The sequence below is a fragment of the Embleya sp. NPDC025285 genome (genome assembly GCF_055558835.1).
Map to the genome: position 1 here is coordinate 1 of NZ_JBVHLU010000112.1, position 17,693 is coordinate 17,693.

17 protein-coding genes are annotated in these 17,693 nt (G+C 72.7%); 7 read left to right on the forward strand and 10 right to left on the reverse strand.

Features of this window, described 5'->3' with window-relative positions:
* Positions 1–300: 300 nt before the first annotated feature.
* The gene (locus ACZ4FV_RS43455) at positions 301–960 is read right to left on the reverse strand and encodes an HAD family hydrolase (protein ID WP_395869185.1); all 660 of its coding nucleotides are present in this window, start codon (positions 958–960) and stop codon (positions 301–303) included.
* A gap of 63 nt (positions 961–1,023) precedes the next feature.
* Positions 1,024–1,524 (reverse strand): VOC family protein, encoded by a 501-nt coding sequence (locus tag ACZ4FV_RS43460; RefSeq protein WP_395869187.1) that lies wholly within the window; start codon positions 1,522–1,524, stop codon positions 1,024–1,026.
* Between the two features lie 146 nt (positions 1,525–1,670).
* Here ACZ4FV_RS43460 and ACZ4FV_RS43465 point away from each other — a divergent pair, with 146 nt between their 5' ends.
* Complete coding sequence (locus ACZ4FV_RS43465) at positions 1,671–2,663, forward strand: helix-turn-helix transcriptional regulator (RefSeq protein ID WP_395869189.1); 993 nt, start codon at positions 1,671–1,673, stop codon at positions 2,661–2,663.
* 54 nt (positions 2,664–2,717) lie between these two features.
* Here ACZ4FV_RS43465 and ACZ4FV_RS43470 read toward each other — a convergent pair whose 3' ends face one another.
* Positions 2,718–3,227: an inorganic diphosphatase gene (locus ACZ4FV_RS43470; protein ID WP_395869191.1), complete on the reverse strand. Its 510-nt coding sequence runs from the start codon at positions 3,225–3,227 to the stop codon at positions 2,718–2,720.
* A 246-nt stretch (positions 3,228–3,473) separates the two neighbouring features.
* Here ACZ4FV_RS43470 and ACZ4FV_RS43475 point away from each other — a divergent pair, with 246 nt between their 5' ends.
* Entirely contained in the window at positions 3,474–4,256 is a 783-nt protein-coding gene (locus ACZ4FV_RS43475; RefSeq protein WP_395869193.1) for an enoyl-CoA hydratase/isomerase family protein, read from the forward strand.
* Between the two features lie 177 nt (positions 4,257–4,433).
* Positions 4,434–5,894, forward strand: coding sequence for an amino acid permease (locus ACZ4FV_RS43480; RefSeq protein WP_395869195.1), 1,461 nt, complete (start codon positions 4,434–4,436; stop codon positions 5,892–5,894).
* A 27-nt stretch (positions 5,895–5,921) separates the two neighbouring features.
* On the opposite strand, the gene ACZ4FV_RS43485 is transcribed toward ACZ4FV_RS43480, so the two are convergent.
* Positions 5,922–6,914: a DUF5996 family protein gene (locus tag ACZ4FV_RS43485; RefSeq protein ID WP_395869197.1), complete on the reverse strand. Its 993-nt coding sequence runs from the start codon at positions 6,912–6,914 to the stop codon at positions 5,922–5,924.
* A gap of 154 nt (positions 6,915–7,068) precedes the next feature.
* On the opposite strand from ACZ4FV_RS43485, the gene ACZ4FV_RS43490 reads away from it, so the two are divergent.
* Positions 7,069–8,160: an FAD-dependent monooxygenase gene (locus tag ACZ4FV_RS43490; protein WP_465326371.1), complete on the forward strand. Its 1,092-nt coding sequence runs from the start codon at positions 7,069–7,071 to the stop codon at positions 8,158–8,160.
* Between the two features lie 144 nt (positions 8,161–8,304).
* On the opposite strand, the gene ACZ4FV_RS43495 is transcribed toward ACZ4FV_RS43490, so the two are convergent.
* Positions 8,305–9,285 carry a zinc-binding dehydrogenase gene (locus tag ACZ4FV_RS43495; RefSeq protein WP_395869201.1) on the reverse strand — a complete coding sequence of 327 codons (981 nt, stop codon included), beginning with the start codon at positions 9,283–9,285 and terminating at the stop codon, positions 8,305–8,307.
* 200 nt (positions 9,286–9,485) lie between these two features.
* Here ACZ4FV_RS43495 and ACZ4FV_RS43500 point away from each other — a divergent pair, with 200 nt between their 5' ends.
* On the forward strand, positions 9,486–10,202 hold the full coding sequence (locus ACZ4FV_RS43500; protein ID WP_465326373.1) for a DNA alkylation repair protein: 717 nt from the start codon (positions 9,486–9,488) through the stop codon (positions 10,200–10,202).
* Between the two features lie 85 nt (positions 10,203–10,287).
* Entirely contained in the window at positions 10,288–10,995 is a 708-nt protein-coding gene (locus tag ACZ4FV_RS43505) for a Type 1 glutamine amidotransferase-like domain-containing protein (protein ID WP_395869205.1), read from the forward strand.
* Between the two features lie 136 nt (positions 10,996–11,131).
* On the opposite strand, the gene lysA is transcribed toward ACZ4FV_RS43505, so the two are convergent.
* The 5 genes from lysA to ACZ4FV_RS43530 form a co-directional block, all read right to left on the reverse strand.
* On the reverse strand, positions 11,132–12,457 hold the full coding sequence (lysA, locus tag ACZ4FV_RS43510) for a diaminopimelate decarboxylase (protein ID WP_402239002.1): 1,326 nt from the start codon (positions 12,455–12,457) through the stop codon (positions 11,132–11,134).
* Positions 12,458–12,494: 37 nt separating this feature from the next.
* Positions 12,495–13,178 carry an SAV_915 family protein gene (locus ACZ4FV_RS43515; protein WP_402239005.1) on the reverse strand — a complete coding sequence of 228 codons (684 nt, stop codon included), beginning with the start codon at positions 13,176–13,178 and terminating at the stop codon, positions 12,495–12,497.
* Positions 13,179–13,397: 219 nt separating this feature from the next.
* Positions 13,398–14,207: an aldose epimerase family protein gene (locus ACZ4FV_RS43520; RefSeq protein WP_395869211.1), complete on the reverse strand. Its 810-nt coding sequence runs from the start codon at positions 14,205–14,207 to the stop codon at positions 13,398–13,400.
* A 10-nt stretch (positions 14,208–14,217) separates the two neighbouring features.
* A complete protein-coding gene (locus tag ACZ4FV_RS43525) occupies positions 14,218–15,759 on the reverse strand; it encodes a class I adenylate-forming enzyme family protein (RefSeq protein ID WP_465326377.1) in 1,542 nt (513 codons plus the stop codon).
* A gap of 204 nt (positions 15,760–15,963) precedes the next feature.
* A complete protein-coding gene (locus tag ACZ4FV_RS43530) occupies positions 15,964–16,923 on the reverse strand; it encodes a M48 family metalloprotease (RefSeq protein ID WP_395869215.1) in 960 nt (319 codons plus the stop codon).
* A 247-nt stretch (positions 16,924–17,170) separates the two neighbouring features.
* Between ACZ4FV_RS43530 and ACZ4FV_RS43535 the strand changes: the two genes are divergently transcribed.
* Positions 17,171–17,599 (forward strand): SRPBCC family protein, encoded by a 429-nt coding sequence (locus ACZ4FV_RS43535; protein ID WP_395869217.1) that lies wholly within the window; start codon positions 17,171–17,173, stop codon positions 17,597–17,599.
* Positions 17,600–17,693 lie beyond the last annotated feature (94 nt).

Genomic DNA, 17,693 nt, shown 5'->3' on the forward strand with positions numbered 1-17,693 from the left:
GGGGGGGGGGGGGGGGGGGGGGGGGGGGGGGGGGGGGGGGGGGGGAAGGGGGGGGAGGGGGGGGGGGGGGGGGGGCGTGGGGAGAACGAACAGCACCCTCCATCCCTCCCCCCCCCCCCCCCCCCCCCCCCGCGGCGAGGCCCGGTGCCAGGGTCCGGCGGACCCACCAGGATCCGCCGGACAGGACCTGGGCCCCTCCGGCGGACAGGGGCCGGCCGTATTGCCCACGGCGATCGCCGCCGCGACCGGCTGCCCGACATCGGGCCGGGTCGCGGCGGCTCGGCGCCGCGTGCGCCGTGCTCAGTCCCCGACCGCCCGCAACATGTCCGGGAGCGCGCGCATGTCGTCGAAGAGCACCGCGCCCGAGTCCGCCAGTCGATCCGCCCGGGTCAACCCGCCGACATAGCCGAATGCCCGCATCCCGGCCGCGCGGGCCGCCCGTACGCCGTAGGCGCTGTCCTCGATCACCACGCACCGGGCCGGATCCGCACCCATCTCCCGGGCCGCGTGCAGGAACAGGTCGGGCGCGGGCTTGCCCTCGGCGACGTCGTCCGCGCTGAACACCCGCCCCTCGAAGTGGCCGTGCAGCCCGACCAGCTTCAGGTTCCGCTCGACGCCGCCGCGCGGGCCGTTCGAGGCCACGCAACGTGGTTCCGGTATCTGCTCCAGTGCCGTGAAGATGCCGTCCACGGCGGTCAGTTCGGCGTCGAAGGCGGCCCGGTACAGGTGCCGGAACTCCTGGTGCCAGTTCGGGTCGAGGCGCCGGCCGAGGCGCTCCTCGACCAGTTCCGTGTGCCGCTCGCGCGAGCACCCCACGAAGTGCTCGACGATCTCCTCCTCGGTGAACGCGCAGCCCAGCGCGCCCAGCACCCGGGCGTCCACCCGAACCGCGATGCGTTCGCTGTCCACGAGCACGCCGTCACAATCGAAGATCACCAGATCGAACCCGGTCTGTGTCATACCGGGCAGCCTACGAAAGACCGATGCGGGCGGGCGGCGGCCGCGGACGGGATCACTCGGCGACTACGCGCTCGGCTTCGCCTCGGGGAAGAATTCCGCGCCCTGGACGTAGGCCATCGCGGCGACGAACTCCGGGTCCACGAGCCGCCGTTCGATCTCCTCGGGGGTGACGTCCTCGATCCGGGCCTGAATCCACCACAGGTTGCCGAACGGGTCGCGGACCCGCCCGACCCGGTCGCCGAAGAACAGGTGCGTCACGTCCGTGACCGACGTGCCGCCGGCCGCCACCGCGCGACGGTGCACCTCGTCGGCGTCCTCGACGTAGAGTCGCAGGAACGAGGGCGGCGCGGGAGTCGCGGGATCGATGTCGAACATCATCACGATCGCGTCGCCGATCTTGATCTCAACGTGGCCGATCCGGCCGTCCGCGCCGACGAACCGGGAGCCCGGCACTTCCTCGGCACCGAACGCGACACTCAGGTAGTCGATCAACGCGGCCGTGTCGTGCGACAGGATCCACGGGGTGACGGTGGTGTAGCCGTCGGGAACGGTCTTGACGGTCATCGCGATGCCTCCGAAAGACGAGCGGGTGCGGGGGACCCCGGGGCGGGGAGCCGGGCGGCGCCGTGTGGTGCGCGCCGTCCTGCTGTCTTCGACGCTATTCGGCATATAGGTCGGATCCTGTCCTGAAGGGCCGGCATTCTCGAACCATGACCGCCGCCACCCCGGCCCGCCTGCTCGGGCTGCTGTCCCTGCTCCAGACGCCGCGCGAGTGGCCCGGGAGCGAACTGTCCACCCGCCTCGGGGTGAGTCCGCGCACCATCCGGCGCGATATCGAGCGCCTGCGCGAGCTGGGCTATCCCGTCGAGGCCACCCGGGGCACGGACGGCGGCTATCGGCTGGTCGCGGGCACCGCGATGCCGCCGCTGCTGCTCGACGACGAGGAGGCGGTGGCGATCGCGGTCGGCCTGCGCACGGCGGCCGGGAGCGCGGTGGCCGGGATCGAGGAGGCGTGCGTTCGGGCGCTGGCCAAGCTCGAACAGGTGTTGCCGTCCCGGCTGCGCGGGCGGGTGCGGGCGGTGTCCGGCGCCACCGTGCCGCTGGCGATGCCGGGGCCGACGGTGGACCCCGAGACGCTCGCCGTGCTCGCGGGCACCATCGCGCGGCACGAGAAGGTGCGCTTTCGCTACCGCGCGGCCGACGGCCGGGAGAGCGCGCGGCTGATCGAGCCGAACGCGCTGGTGCCGGCCGGGCGCCGCTGGTACCTCGTCGGTTACGACGCCGACCGCGCCGACTGGCGCACGTTCCGGGTGGACCGGGTGCGTGAGCCGCGTCCCACCGGTGCCCGGTGTCCGGAGCGCGCCCTGCCCGATCCGGACGCCGCCGCCTACGTGGCACGCACCCTGCACACCTCGGAGCCGGTCCACCGAGCCGACGTCACGCTGTACGCGCCGGTCGATCAGGTCACCGTGCGACTCGGCGACACCCTGACCGGCACCACCGAGGACGGCACCCCACGCCTGCGTCCGCTCGACGCCGACAGGTGCCGATTGACCGGCTACGTCGACACGCTCGACTGGCTCGCGTTCCGACTCTCCATGCTCGGCTGTGAGTTCGAGGTGCACGACCCGCCCGAGTTGCGCGAGCACCTGCGCGCGTTGGGCGGGAGGGTCACCCGCGCGGCGGGCGACCCTCCCGAGTGAACCCACCCGACGACCCTCCCGGGTGAACCCACCCGAAACCATCCGCCCGGATGCTCACCGACCCTCGAACGGCCAATCCCCGCTGTCCAGTTCGCGGCGCTGGTAGGCCGCCACGATCTCCTTCTCGGCCGCGTCCCGCCCCTCCCAGTGCGAGCCCTCCACCGATTTGCCGCGTTCCAGGTCCTTGTAGACCTCGAAGAAGTGGGCGATCTCGTTGAGCTGGAACGGTGGAACGTCGCCGATGTCCTGTATCGGGTGTCTGCGCGGGTCCCGAGCGGGCACGCACAGCACCTTCTCGTCCGGGCCCTTCTCGTCGGTCATCACGAACATGCCGATCGCGCGACAGCGGATCAGGCAACCGGGAAAGGTCGGCTCGTCCAGCAACACGAGCACATCGAGCGGGCCGCCGTCGCCGCCCAGCGTGCGATGCACGAATCCGTAGTCGGCGGGATAGGCGGTGGACGTGAACAACATGCGGTCGAGCCTGATGCGTCCCGTGCGGCGGTCCATCTCGTACTTGTTCCGACTGCCCGCGGGAATCTCCACGACGACGTCGAACTCCACGACGGCTCCTTAACGGCCTATGGATCAAGACCCGATATGCGCGGCATTCCGTATTCCTGACGTACCGTCGAGGACTTTCCCACGTCACCGGGCCGTTACGCACGTGAAGCATGGGACAACCGGGCCATCGGCATCCCTCGACCACCCGATCGCCCCGACCCTTGACTCGGTCAACTAAGTAAGGTTTCCTGTCCATCGACCCACCGCATTCCCGCCCCGCCTCCGCACACCCCATCAGGAGCAGCCGTGATCCGGATCGAGGACGCCGACCGCGTCAGGACCATCACCCTCGACCGCCCCGAAGCGCTCAACGCGTTCAACGAGGCGCTGTACGACGCGACCGCCGAGGCGCTGATCGACGCGGCGGCCGATCCCACCGTCGCCGTGGTGGTGCTGACCGGTGCCGGGCGGGCCTTCTCGGCGGGCACCGACCTGATCGAGATGGCGCAGCACAACAGCGGCACCAAGGTCAGGGGCAAGCACGGATTCGGCGGCATGGTCGATCGGCTCCAGGCGTTCCCCAAGCCGTTGCTGATCGCCGTCAACGGCCTCGGGCTGGGCATCGGGGCGACCGTCCTGGGCTTCGCCGACCTCGCGTTCATGGCCGACACCGCGCGGTTGAAGTGCCCGTTCACCTCGCTCGCGGTGGCTCCCGAGGCGGCGAGCAGTGTGACCTTCCCGGAGCTGCTCGGTCGGCAGAACGCGATGTGGGCACTGCTGAGCAGCGAGTGGCTGAGCGCCGCGGAGTGTCTGGAGATGGGCCTGGTGTTCAAGGTCTGCCCGGCCGACGAGCTGCTCGACGTGACAATGCGGCACGCGCGGATCCTGGCCGCCAAGTCGATTTCCTCGCTGATCGAGTGCAAGCGGGTGGTGCTCGCGGGGCTCGGCGACCGGATCGTCGATGCCCGCCGACGCGAGGACGCGGCGTTCGGGCGGCTGCTCGGCAAGCCCGCCAACATCGAGGCGCTGACCGCCTTCGCCGAGCGGCGCGAACCCGACTTCGCGGCGATCGACGCGCGCGAGGGCTGAGCACGCGACGCGGTGCCCGGCTCGGGCCCGGGCCGGGAGAGCCCGGGTGAAGCCGGGTCACCCGCCGTCCACCCGGGCTCGAACATCCCTGGGTTGTCCCGGTTTGCCGGACGCCTCCGGAACTGCGGAATACTGTCTGCTCCGCACGACCTCCAGTCCCCAGGATCAGCGCCACCCATGAGCAGCCCACACACCCCAGGCAGCGCCGCCGACACCGCCCCCGGCGGGTCCGAGACCGGCTCCGGCACCGACCCCGGCGGCGAGGGCACCCACCACCTCGGTCACACCCTCAAGCCCCGGCACATGACCATGCTCGCGCTCGGCGGCGCGATCGGGGCGGGGCTGTTCGTCAGCACCGGTGCGGGCATCCACACCGCCGGCCCGGGCATCCTGATCTCCTACGCGCTCGCCTCGGTGCTGGTGTTGCTGGTGATGCGGATGCTCGGCGAGATGGCGGCGGCGGTGCCGCGCAGCGGGTCGTTCTCCGAGTACGCGGGAGCCGCGTTCGGGCGGTGGGCCGGCTTCACCGTCGGGTGGCTGTACTGGTGGATGGTCACCATCGTGCTGGCCGTCGAGGCCTCCGGCGCCGCCGCCATCGCGCACGGCTGGCTGCCGGGCGTTCCGATCTGGGTGTTCTCGCTGGTGATCATGCTCGTGTTCACCGGCGCGAACCTGCTCACGGTGCGCTCGTTCGGCGAGTCCGAGTTCTGGTTCGCGACGGTCAAGATCCTGGCCATCGTCGGCTTCCTGGTGCTCGGCGTGCTGGCGATCCTGGGGTGGCTGCCGGACACCGACGCGCCGGGCCTGGCCAACCTCACCGGCAACGGCGGCTTCCTGCCCAACGGCTGGGACGGGGTGATCACCGGCCTGCTCGCGGTCGCGTTCTCGTTCGGCGGCCTGGAGATCGTCACGATCGCCGCCGCCGAGTCGGACGACCCGGCACGCAACGTGGCCCGCGCGGTGCGCACCGCGGTGTGGCGGATCCTGCTCTTCTACATCGGCTCGGTGGCGATCATCGCGACGCTGCTGCCGTGGGATTCCGACCGGCTCGGCAGCCCGTACGTCTCCGTCCTGGAGGACATCGGTGTCCCCGGTGCCGCGCATGTGATGGACGTGGTGGTCTTCACCGCGCTGCTGTCCGCGCTCAACTCGATGTTGTACGGCGCCTCCCGGATGGCGTTCTCGCTGTCCCGGCGCGGCGAGGGGCCCCGGCGGTTGTCCCGGGTGGCGGGCAACGGGGTGCCCAGGACGGCCGTGCTGGCCTCCTCGGCGTTCGGGTTCGTGGCGGCGCTGCTCAACGTGTGGTGGCCCGAGCAGGTGTTCAAGCACCTGCTGAACTCGGTCGGCGCGATGTTGCTCTTCGTCTGGTTCGCCATCGCCGCGTCGCAACTGGTGCTGCGCCGCCGGATCGAGCGCGAGGACCCGGATCGGCTGCTGGTCCGGATGTGGGGTTTCCCGTACCTGACCTGGTTCGTGATGCTGGCCCTCGCGGCGGTGTCGATCCTGATGCTCTTCGACCACACCGCCCGCCCGCAGTTGCTCTCCTCGGTCGTCGTGGTGGCCGTCGTCCTGGCCTTCGCCCTGGTCCGCGAGGCCCGCCGCCGCGACCTGCGCAGGCGCGCGAACACGCGGTTCTGACCCGACCCGGGCGGGCGAAGCCCCACCCTAGAGCCCGGCGCGGGCCAGCGCCCGGAGTTGTTCGCTCGTCGGGCACCAGTTGGATCGCATCTCGTCGGTCGGCCATCCCGCCAGGCTCGCGCTCGCGGCGAAGTTGGACTGGAGGTAGCCCAACAGCGTGCGCCGCGGGTCCTCGGCCACCCGGACCACGTCGTAGTCGAGGGTCGATCGTGAGCCGTCCGGCAGCCAGAGCGCCTCGCGCGGCGAGAGCGGTTGCTTCTCGACGCCGTCCGGCTTGGGCGCGGCGTACGAGTAGTAGGCCGGGTGCGGCACGTTCGGGTCGCCGGCCCAGAAACCGAACGAGATCACCTCGTGCGAGTACGCCTCCGCGGTGACCGGGTCCACGCCGCGCATCGGCGGCTCGACCCGCTTGCCGGAGAACCGGGTCAGCGCGAGGTCGAACGAGTGCCAGAAGAGCTGTACGGGCGAGGTCTTGCCGTCGAACCAGCCCATGAACTCCTCGAACACGTCCGCCGACCAGGTCAGGATCCGCCAAAACCGCCACGCGTACTCCGCCTGGTAGGTCGCGTGCTCGGTGTCCTCGCGGAACGGCACGGTCAGGTGCGGGACGCCGAACGGTCGCTCCAGCAGCGGCACGTCGATGCCCAACTCGGCCAGCACCCCATGCACCGCGACGTCGAACTCGGTCACGCTCAACCCGTCCACGAGCGCGATCTCGCGCACGTCGCCGCGATCGGTCCGAAAGACCACGCGGTGGTCGATGAAGTCGAACGCGATGTCGAAGGCGACGCCGGCCACGGTCAGCCGGCGGGTGGTGAAGCCGCGCGCGTCCACCGTGAAGGTGATGTTCCACCAGTGGTTCTGCGGGTGGCTCGCGGCGAGCTTGACCTTGCCGACGATCTGCGCGAACAGATGCAGCGTGTCGAGGGTGTGCACCCACGCGTCGTACGGGAGTTCGGGAAGCCGGGGCGGGTCGGCCGGCCCGGTGGCCTGCGCGGGATTGCTCGAAGGGGTACCCATGAGCCGATTCTCGCCCCTGCGGGCCCACTCCGTCCCGTTTTGCTCCGCCGTCCGGGCCGGCCGGGGCAATTGTGCGCCACCCCCCGAGCGGGTGAGCACGGCCGGAGCGTACCCTGCGTGCGACAACATCCCAACCACCTGTACAGGGGTACTCGTGCGCGTTGTCGTCGCCGGAGCCGGCATCGGTGGGCTGGCCACCGCCCTGAGTCTGCACGCGGCGGGGATCGCCGACGTGAGTGTGTACGAGGCGGTCGAGGAGATCCGCCCGCTCGGCGTCGGGATCCAACTACTCCCCGACGCGGTGCGAGAACTGGCCGAACTCGGCCTGTACGACGACGTCGCCGAGATCTCGGTGCCGATCGACGAGTCGGTCCACCACGACCGGCTCGGCGAGCGGGTCCGCTCCGAGCCGCTCGGGTCGGCCGCCGGGCGCGCGTGGCCGCGGCTGTCGGTCCACCGCGGCGAGTTGCAGATGCTCCTGCTGCGCGCCCAACTCGCCTGGCTGGGCGCCGAGTCGCTGCGCACCGGCCTGCGGCTGAGCGGCTACGCGCAGACCGCGGACGGGGTCACCGTCGAGTTCACCGACGGTGCGGGCGAGACCGTCACCGATGTGGCCGACGTGCTGATCGCCGCGGACGGGATCGACTCGGCGGGCCGTTCGCTGATGTACCCGAGCGAGGCGCCGCCGGCACCCGGCGGCCGGGTGCTGTGGCGCGGTGTGACGCCCGCGGCGACCCTGCACACCGGTCACACGATGGTCACCGTGGAGGACGGCGGGCGCACGTTCGTCGCGTATCCGCTGCGGGCGGCCGAGGGTGATCGCCCCGCGCTGCTGAACTGGATCGCCGGCCACCCCTCGGCGGGCCCGCAGGCGGGGCCCGGCGACTGGAGTCGGGCGGCCGAACTCGACACCATCCCGGCCCACTTCACGGACTGGGACTTCCCCTGGCTGGACGTGCCCGCGGTGATCGCGGACGCGGACGTCGCGTACGAGTACCCGATGATCGACCGGGTGCCGCTGCCGAGTTGGTCCGACGGGCGGGTCACGCTGCTCGGCGACGCCGCGCACGCCGGCTTCCCGATCGACGGCATCGGCGGCGACGGGGCCTCCCGGGCGATCGTGGACGCGCGCGTGCTGGCCCGCGAACTGGCCGCGCACACCGACCCGGTCGACGCACTCGCCGGCTACGAGGAGCGGTGCCGCCGGGCGACCGGTACCGATGTCCCGGTGCCGGGTGGGAGTTGAGCGGGCCGTCGCTCATCGAAAGGAGTCCGGGCGGGCCTTCGCCCGCCGGAGGTCGACCGGCGTCGAGCGGGCCGGCGGTCGTCGACCGGGCGCCGGCCGGGGTCGAGCCGAGCGCCGCTCGACCCCCGCCCGGCGCGCGTCGGGTCAGGACAGCAGGACGACCTTGCCGACCGTCTGCCGACCGGCCAGCGCGGTGTGCGCGGCGGCCGCCTCCGCCAGCGCGAACGTGGTGACCGCGGGCCGCAGTTCACCGGCGGCGGCGGCCGCGAGCGCGGACTCGGCCAGGGCCTTGAAGCCACCCGGACGGTTGGCCATTCGCGGACCCAACGGGTTCTCCACGGCCACCCCGGCGGCCGCGGCGCGCGTGTCCAGATCGGCGATGGCATCGCCCGAGGACCAGCCGAACGTCACGAGTCGGCCGCCCTTCGCGAGCAGGTCGAGCGCGTCCCCGCCGATCTCGCCGCCGACGCTCTCCAGGACCACCGTCACCGGCCGTCCGGCGAGTTCCTCGCGTACGCTCGCGGCCCAGTCGGCGGCGGTGTAGTCCACCGCGATGTCGGCGCCGGACGCACGCGCGGCCTCGACCTTGGCGGCCCCGCCGGCCGCCCCCACCACGAGCGCGCCGAGCCCGTGCGCGGCCTGGACCAGCAGCGTGCCCAGACCGCCCGCCGCGGCGGTGACCAGCACCACGTCCTCGGCGGTGATCGCGGCAACGTCCAGGATGCCCAGCGCGGTGCGCCCGGTTCCCACCATCGCCACCGCGATCTCGGCCGGTACCCCGTCCGGCAGCGGCAGCAGCGCCTGGTCGTCGATGATCGCGAACTCCGCGTAGCCGCCGTTCCGGTTGCCCAGATGGGCCACCACCCGCCGGCCGACCAGGGCCGGATCCACCCCGGCACCCACCACGTCCACCGTGCCGGCCACCTCGCGGCCGAGGATGACGGGCAACTCCGGCTGCGGGAAAGGGCCTTGGGTACGTCCCGAGCGCAGCATCACGTCGACCAGGTGGACTCCCGCGGCGGCCACCGCGATCCGCACCTCCCCCGGCCCCGGTTGCGGAGTCGCGACCTCCTCGTACCGCAGGTTCTCGGCCGGACCGAACTCGTTCAGGCGAATCGCGCGCATCGGACACTCCGGGGTTTGCTGGGACGACGGACAACGACGACGGGACGACGACCCGACGGGCCGGCCGATCCGGCGTGGTTGCCGCGCCGAATCGGGTGCGAACAGTCTCGAACCTCAAGTCGACTTCATGTCAAGCGACACGTCCGCGAATGCACCGAACGATCATCGCCCGATCGACCGTCGAGCCGTACGGTGGGTGCGTGTTCGATGCCGAGGAAGCCGCCGCCGCACTCGTCGCCACGCTCGCCGCGCTGGGCACACCGGAGCGGGCCGGGGCGGAGAAGGCGTATCTGAAGAGCGATCTCGACTTCCTCGGCGTCACCGTGCCGGTGCTGCGCAAGACGGTCACCGCGACGGCCCGCGCCCGCCCGGAACCGACCCGGACCGAACTCCTCGCCTGGGTCGCCGCGTTGTGGCTTCGGCCGGTACACGAGAGCCGGTTCGCCGCGATCGAGCTGCTGCGGCTGCACCTGCGCGTGCTCACCCGCGCCGATCTGCCGCTCGTCGAGCGACTGATCCGCGAATCGGCGGGCTGGGTGTACGTGGACACCCTCGCGGAGAAGGTGGCCGGCGTACTGATGGGGCGAGATCCCGCGGACTTCGCCACCGCCGACGCGTGGGCCGCCGACGGGGACTTCTGGGTCCGCCGGGCGGCGCTGCTGAGCCTGCTCCCGGGCATCCGCGCGGGCGCTCCCGACCTGGTCCGGTTCGATCGCTACGCGGACGCGATGCTGGACGAGCGGGAGTTCTTCATCCGCAAGGCGATCGGCTGGCTGCTCCGGGAGATCGCCAAGCGGGATCCGGCGTACGTGATCGCCTGGACCACCGCACATCGGGCCCGGATGTCCGGGGTGACGCTGCGCGAGGCGATCCGCCGGCTGCCCGCCGGCGACGCGGCCCGGTTGCGCGCCGGCTGAGCGTTCGGCCCGCGCACGCGCGGCACCGCGGGTCGGCGCAGACCGGCGCCGACCCGGCCGCCGTCCGGCACGGCAGGATGTCTCGATGACGACTCATCTGGTGGCCATGGGCGGCGGCGGTTTCTCGATGAACGACGGGGCCTCCGCGCTCGACCGATACGTGCTCGAACTGGCGGGTCGGGCCCGTCCGAACGTGTGCTTCGTACCGACCGCCTCCGGCGACGCGGACGGCTACGTCGACCGCTTTCGGCACGCGTTCGAGCGGCTCGACTGTAGAGCCGGGCACCTGAGCCTGTTCCGGCGCACCGGCGCCGACCTCGCGGACGAACTCGCCGACCAGGACGTGATCTACGTCGGCGGCGGCTCCACCGCGAACCTGCTCGCCCTGTGGCGTCTGCACGGCCTCGACACCGCGCTCGCGGCCCGGGCCGCCGCGGGCGACCTGGTGGTGTGCGGTCTCAGCGCGGGCGCGCTGTGCTGGTTCGAGGGTGGCATCACCGACTCGTACGGACCGACGCTGCGCCCGCTCGCGGACGGCCTGGGCTGGGCACGGGGCAGCGTCTGTCCGCACTACGACGGCGAGGCCGAGCGCCGCCCGGCGTACCACGCGGCCATCGCGGCGGGTCTGCTCGCGGCGGGCCACGCACTGGACGACGGCGCCGCGATCCACCTCGTGGACGGCCGGGTGCACACCTTCGTCGCCGAGCGGCCGGACGCGCACGCGTATCGGGTCGAGCCCGGTCCCGACGGTGTCCACGAGTCGGCACTGCCGATGACCAGGCTCCGCGCATGACCGGCACGGCGGCGGGCGTGGCGGGTGTGACGGACGGGTGTAGCGGGTGCGGCGGGGCGGTGAACGCCTCGCGGGAGTGCGTTCGTACGCGGGGCGCCCCCGCCGCGCGCGGGGGTCGCCGATCAGGGGGCGCGGGTCAGGACTCGCTGCCCGTGTCTCTGGCCAGGAGGTCCTCGATCCCCTCGCGGCGGAGCAGCACGCGGCTTCGGCCGTCGCGGACCGCGACCACCGGCGGGCGGCCGACCAGGTTGTAGGTCGAGGCCATCGACTGCTGGTACGCGCCGGCGGCCGGCATCGCGAGCAGGTCGCCGGGGTGTACGTCCTCGGGCAGTTCGACGTCGGCCGCCAACACGTCGCCCGACTCGCAGTAGCGGCCCACGACGGTGACCCGCCGGGTGCCCGCCGCGCCGGGACGGCCGACCAGGCGCACGGTGGTGCGCGCGCCGTACAGGGCCGGTCTCGGGTTGTCCGCCATGCCGCCGTCCACCGCGACGAACACCCGGTGCGCGGTGCGCTTGACCACAAGCACCCGATACAGGGCCACGCCCGCCGGACCGGTGATCGCCCGGCCGGGCTCGACGATCAGTCGCGGTACCGGCAGGTCGTACAGCGCGCATCGGCGGTTCAGTTGCCGGCGCACGTCGTCCGCGAACGCCTCGATGTCCAACGGATGTTCACCGCCGCGGTAGGCGATGCCGTGGCCGCCGCCCAGGTTCAGTTCGGGCAGCACTATCCCGTGCCGGTCGCGCAGCCCGGCCAGGAACTCGACGAGTGTGGCGACGGCGGCCAGCCAGGGCCGCACCGAACCGATCTGCGAGCCCAAATGGCAGTGCAGTCCGGTCGGTTCCAGGTGCGGCTGGGCCATCGCGCGCAGCACCGCGTCCTCCGCGTCGCCCCGCGCGATGGACAGGCCGAACTTCTGGTCCTCGCCGCCGGTCCGGATCGCGTGGTGCGCGCCGGCCTCGATCCCCGGCACCACGCGCACCATCACCCGTTGCCGCTGTCGAGGTGCCACCAGCGCGGCCAACCCGGCGATCTCGGCCGGGTTGTCCAGCACGATCCGGCCCACGCCCAGGCGCAGCGCCGCACGCAGTTCGTCCGCCGACTTGGCGTTGCCGTGCAGGATGATCCGCTCGCCGGGCATCCCGGCCAGGGTGGCGAGGGCCAACTCGCCCGCCGAGCACACATCGAGCCCGAAGCCCTCCTCGCGCAGCCAGCCGACCAGGCCGCGGCACAGGAACGCCTTTGCGGCGTAGGCGATCTCGACCCCGGGCAGCGCGCGGCGGTAGGCCCGGCAGGTGTCCCGCACGTGTTGTTCGTCCAGTACGTACAGCGGTGTCCCGAACCGCTCCGCGAGTTCGGCCGAGGTCAGGCCACCGATCGTGAGGTCCCCGGCGTGCTCCCGCGTCGAACGCGGCCACACGGCCGCGTCCGATACCGGCTCCGCAAGCGTGACGGACATGGCAACTCCCTTGTACACGAGCATTGGTGACGGCAGATCAGCCGAGCAGGGACAGCACCACGAGGAGCACCGCGACGACGGCGGTGCGCAGCCCACCGAGCGGTTGCGGATCCCGGACGGATCGGGACGCCCCTGATACCCGGGAGGGGCCGACCGATACCCGGGAGGACCCGACGCCCGGCGCGAGTCCGCCGGCGCTCCGGCCGAGGGACGGCCGAGTGGGCGAGACCGCCCGCGCGGGAGCGAGCCCGGCGGCCGGCGGGCGTGCCGCCCCGGCGGCCGAGGCCCGGTCGATCGCGACGGGCACGACGGCCGCACCGACCACCCCGGGCGTACCGACCACACCGCTCATACCGGTCGCACCGGTCGCACCGACAGCGCCGTCCGCCGCCGAGTCCCGAGCAACCGCCCCGCCCACCGGCTCCTGGTGCCGCACCGGCGGCGCCGAGAGTCCCGGATCGACCAGCATGCGCTCGCCCCCGACCTCGTCGGCGAGCGAGCGCACCGCGCCCGCCCCGAGTCGGATCCACTCCTGATCGGCGCCCAGCACCGCCCGCAACCGCGCCACCGACGTGAACGCGACCACCACCCGGGCGCCCAGCGGATCCCGGCACAGCCGGACCACCCTGGCCCCGTCCACCGACCGCACCGGCACGATCAACACACGCCGAGCGGTGGTCGCGGAAGCGGGTTCCTCATCGGTGATCAACACATCCGACACGACAGCCTCCGAAGTCCGGCCCCGCAGCCGACCGCGGGTCCCGACTCCGACGCTACGACCGCGCATACCGGGCAACCCCGCCCCTACCGCGCCCTTGATCATCCGCGGGCCGTTGTTGACGCCCTCCTGACGCGCGCGAACGCAATCCCCGGAATCAGCCCGACCTCGCCCGACCGAGAGCCCCGTTTCCCCCGAGCCCGCAGGTCCCCGCTCCCGGCCCTACTCCGCCCCCGACCAGGCCCACCTCGTCGTCGCCACCAGCGGGTCCCCCGGCCGCACCAGGCGGGCCGCAGGGCCCGCCAGGCCGTTCGGCGGCCCCGTCTGGGGCTCGACGCACACGTGGGCCTGCGGCAGGTCGTACACCACCGTGTAGTCGCAGTCCGAGGTCATCCGCAGCCGCAGCGCGCCGGGCCACTCCAGCGTCGCGTCCACCCCACCGGGCGTCCCGTAGCAGTCGTCCCGAGGCCCCGGCAGCGGGGGTATCCGGCGCCCGGTGGGCAAGTAGTCGGCGCCGCGCTCCTCCTGCCACTCGGGGGTGAAGGACAACTCCAGCGGCCCGCCGACGCCCAGTCGCCGCCGAAACCACGGGTGCCACCCGGCCTGCGCCGGAAACGTCGCGGTCTCGGACTCGATCCGCAGCACCGTGACCAGCCCGTCGGGCGTCAGCGTGAAGGTCTGCTCGACCCGGCCCGCGAACGGCCACGGGTCGGTCAGCGCGAACTCGAAGACCGCCGACGCGGCATCCCCCGCGATCTGCTTCCACGCGCCGCGATAGCCGAGCCCGTGCAGCGCGTGCGGCGCCGCGTCCGCCGGGAACTCGTGTATCGCGCCGTCGAATTCGAACCGGGCCCCGCCCATCCGGCCGACCCACGGCACCATCGGATAGCTGCCCCACTCCGCGGGCCGCTCGCCCTCGGTCCGCAGCAGTTCGAGCCCGCGCACCCGCAACGAGCCGAGCCGGCACCCGGCGTCCGGCAGAATCAGCGCCTCGGCGCCTTCGGAACGCAACCACACTTCGCCGTCGATCATGGTCGGCAGATTACGCGTAGCGCTCCCGAAGCTGCTTCTTGAGCACCTTTCCGGACGGATTCCGCAGCAGTGCCGAGACGATCTCGATACGCTCCAGGAACTTCTGCCGCATCACTTCCCGAGTGCCCAGGAAATCCCGCAGAGTACGCAGATCAGGTGGAATCGACGGATCGCTCGGCACGATCACCGCGCACACCATTTCGCCGCGTTCGGAATCCGGCAGACCGATCACGGTGACCTCGGCGACGGCCGGATGCGCGTCCAGCAGGTCCTCGACCTCCTTGGCGCTGATCGTCTCGCCCTTGCGCAGGATGACGTCCTTGAGACGCCCGGTGACGTACACGTTGCCGTGCTCGTCCACTCGGCCCAGGTCACCGGTACGCACCCGCCCGGCCTCGTCGAACGCCTCGGCGTCCAGGCGCGCGTCCACGTACCCGCGCATCACCTGCGGCCCGCGCACCCGCAGTTCGCCCTCCGCGCCGACCGGCACCGGCAGCCCGTCCGGCCCGACCACGGTGACCTCGACTCCGCGGGTGGGCCGGCCCTCGGCCCGGGCCAACGCGTCGTCCGGGTCGTCCGGGCCCGCCATGGTCAGGATCGGCGCCTCGGTCATCCCCCAACCGGCCAGCACGCCCGCGCCGCCCAGTTCGCGCTTGATCGCCTCGTGCAGCCCGGGTGGCTTGGGCGCACCGCCGCCGGGACAACTGCGCAGCCGCGGGAAGAGCGGGTCGCCGGCGGGCCGGCGGCGCTGCGCGGCCAGCCACGCCTGATGGAAGACGGTGCCCGCGCCGGCCAGCGTGACCCGCTCGCGGCGCAGCAGGTCGGGCGTCTCCTCCGGGTGGAAGGCTTCGGTCAGGATCATCGTGACGCCGTGCGTGAGGGCCGCGGTCAGCCAGGTCGTACAGCCGCCGATGTGCGCGAACGGGAAGACCAGCGCGACCCTGTCCCCCTCTCGCGCGCCGATCCGGTCCGCCATGCCGACACCCGCGGCCATGATGCTCGCGTCGGTGTGCCGGGCGCCCTTGGGGTCGGCGGTGGTCCCGGAGGTGTAGAAGTACCAGCGCACCGGGGCGTCCTCGGGCGTGCCGGGCACCGGCGGCGCGGGCGGCAGGTGGGCCGGATCGCCGGTGGGCAACGGGCCGTCCAGGATCAGCAGTTCCAGACCGGGCACCCGGTCGCGCACCCGACGGGCCAGTTCCGGATAGTCGTACCCGCGCCACGCCGGCGGCACGATCAGCATCGAGGCGCCGGTCTGTCGGGTGACGAAGGCGAGTTCGCGTTCGCGGTGGATCGGCATCATCGGGTTCTGCACGACGCCGAGCCGGGACAGCGCGCCGACCAGGACCACGGATTCGAGCCGGGTGGGCAACTGCCAGGTGACCGTGTCGCCCGGGCCCAGTCCCTGGGTGTGCAGGAACGCCGCGAAGGCCTCGGCCGCGTCGCGGAATTCCCGGTGGGTCAACCGCCGACCGTGCTCGTCGACCAGCAGTTCGCCGTCGGGCGTTCGGGCCGCCCGCGCCTCGATGGCCGCCCAGAGGCTCGTGTGTGTCACCGTCGTGCCCTCCTCGCCCCGCCCGGCCCGTGCCCGGCCGGCATCGCCGCGCCCGTCCCGCATACCTATCAGGAACGGTCGCGACCCGACAGGGTGATCAACACCGGGCCCGACGGGGTGGGCGCGCCCACCCCCGTGCCGATCGCGCACGGCACAGGACTCACCGGTCGGAAAAGTCCGACGCGGCACGCGCGAGCGCGAGGCTCACAGATACAGGAAGTGCGGTGACACCACGATCACCGAGGGCACCAGCAGCGCCGCCGCGGTCAGCAGCCGCAGTCCCGCGGAGGCGACCGGTGCGCCCACGCGGACGCCCGCGACGGCCACCTCGGGGTGCGCGGTCGCCTGGGCCTGGTGCACGGCCAGTTCCTCCTGGCGCTGCTGCGGCCACGCGAAGCACGGGCAGAACGGCCCGCCCGCCTGCCCCGGCCCGGACAGCTTGACGATCGCCCGGCGCAGGTTGACCCGCGCGATCGAGCCGCGTACGTCCGCGTCCGCCGCCTTCTCCGACAGTTCCGCCGCGTGGTCGGCCCACTCGCCGAAGAAGCGCACCATCGGGTAGGCGTCGGCGAGCGTGTCCGCGCAGACCATCCACTGCGCGTCCCGCCGGCGCAGGTGCCCGGCCATGTGGGTCAGCACCGCGTTCAGTTCCTCCGGGCGGAGCAGGTCCAGGGCGCGGGTGGTGGCCTCGACGCGCGGCGGCCGGGACGGCAGCAGCACCAGGCGCGGCGCGTCGTCCTCGACGATCACCAGGCGCGGCCGGCCGCCTGCCTCCTCGTCCAGCAGTGGGGCGCAGTTCTCCAGCCGGTCCAGTTGTACGCGCAACGCGCGCCGGTAGTCGCGGGTCGCGCCCGCGCCCCGGCGCCAGCCGAACCCGACGATCAGCAGCGCCAGCAAGGCGACGACGATCTGCACGACCAGCGGCACGTGCGGCATGCCGATCCGGGGGGCGAAGCCGGCCGCGCGCATCGGGGCCAGCCACAGGTCGGGCGTGTAGACCGGCACGGCCAGCGCGAACGACGCCAGGACACCACCGGCCGCGGCCCGCCACGCGCGTTGTACGTGGCGCGGACCGAAGCCGCTGCGTTCGGCCCGGCGCAGGACGCGAGGCGCGGTCACCAGAATGGCCGCCGCGAAAGCCGTCAGCACAAGTCCGTACAACACGTCCTCGCCGTCCCTTTCTCGCCTCGTCGCTCCCGTGACCCGTTCGGCCCTGCAACGGTTCTAGGCGCCAAGTGGTTTCCGCGTCCAGGAGACAGGCCACATCGGGCGGGTGATTTATTCGGCCGACACCAACCACCCGGTGGTATTGCGGACCCGCGCGGACCCGGGTCGAATCGGCGGGAAAACCGAATCGAATCGCATCGTCCCATCTCCACGCGCGTAATTTCGAACCGACAGGAGTGCCTTCATGCACGAGTTCTCGCGTTCCGCTGTGATCGCCGCCACACCGGACAAGGTCTGGGCGGTCATCGGCGACTTCGGCGCCCTCGGCGACTGGCACCCGGTGGTACCGCCGAGCACGATCGAGGGCGGCGGCGACGCCAACACCCCGGGCGCGGTGCGGGCGTTCGCGATCGACGGCGAAGTGCTCTCGCGCGAGGAACTGATCAGCCACGACGCGGACGCGCACCGGATGACCTACCGACTGATCCAGGTCCCGCTCGCGGTGTCGAACTACGTGGGCACGCTCGCGGTGCACCCGCACCCGGACGGCAGCGAGGTGGTCTGGTCGGCCGCCTACGAGGGCGAGGCGGACGTGGTGGAGACCGTCGACGCGGTCTTCGCCGAGGGCACCTACGGCGTCGGCCTGGCCGCCCTGCGGGAGCGCTTCGCGTAGCGCCGCTCCGGGGCGGGTTCCGGCCGCGAACCGCCTCGGGTGCCCCGACCGGGCGTCGGGAGCGCCCGGGGCGGCGTCACCCCCGGGTCCGGCC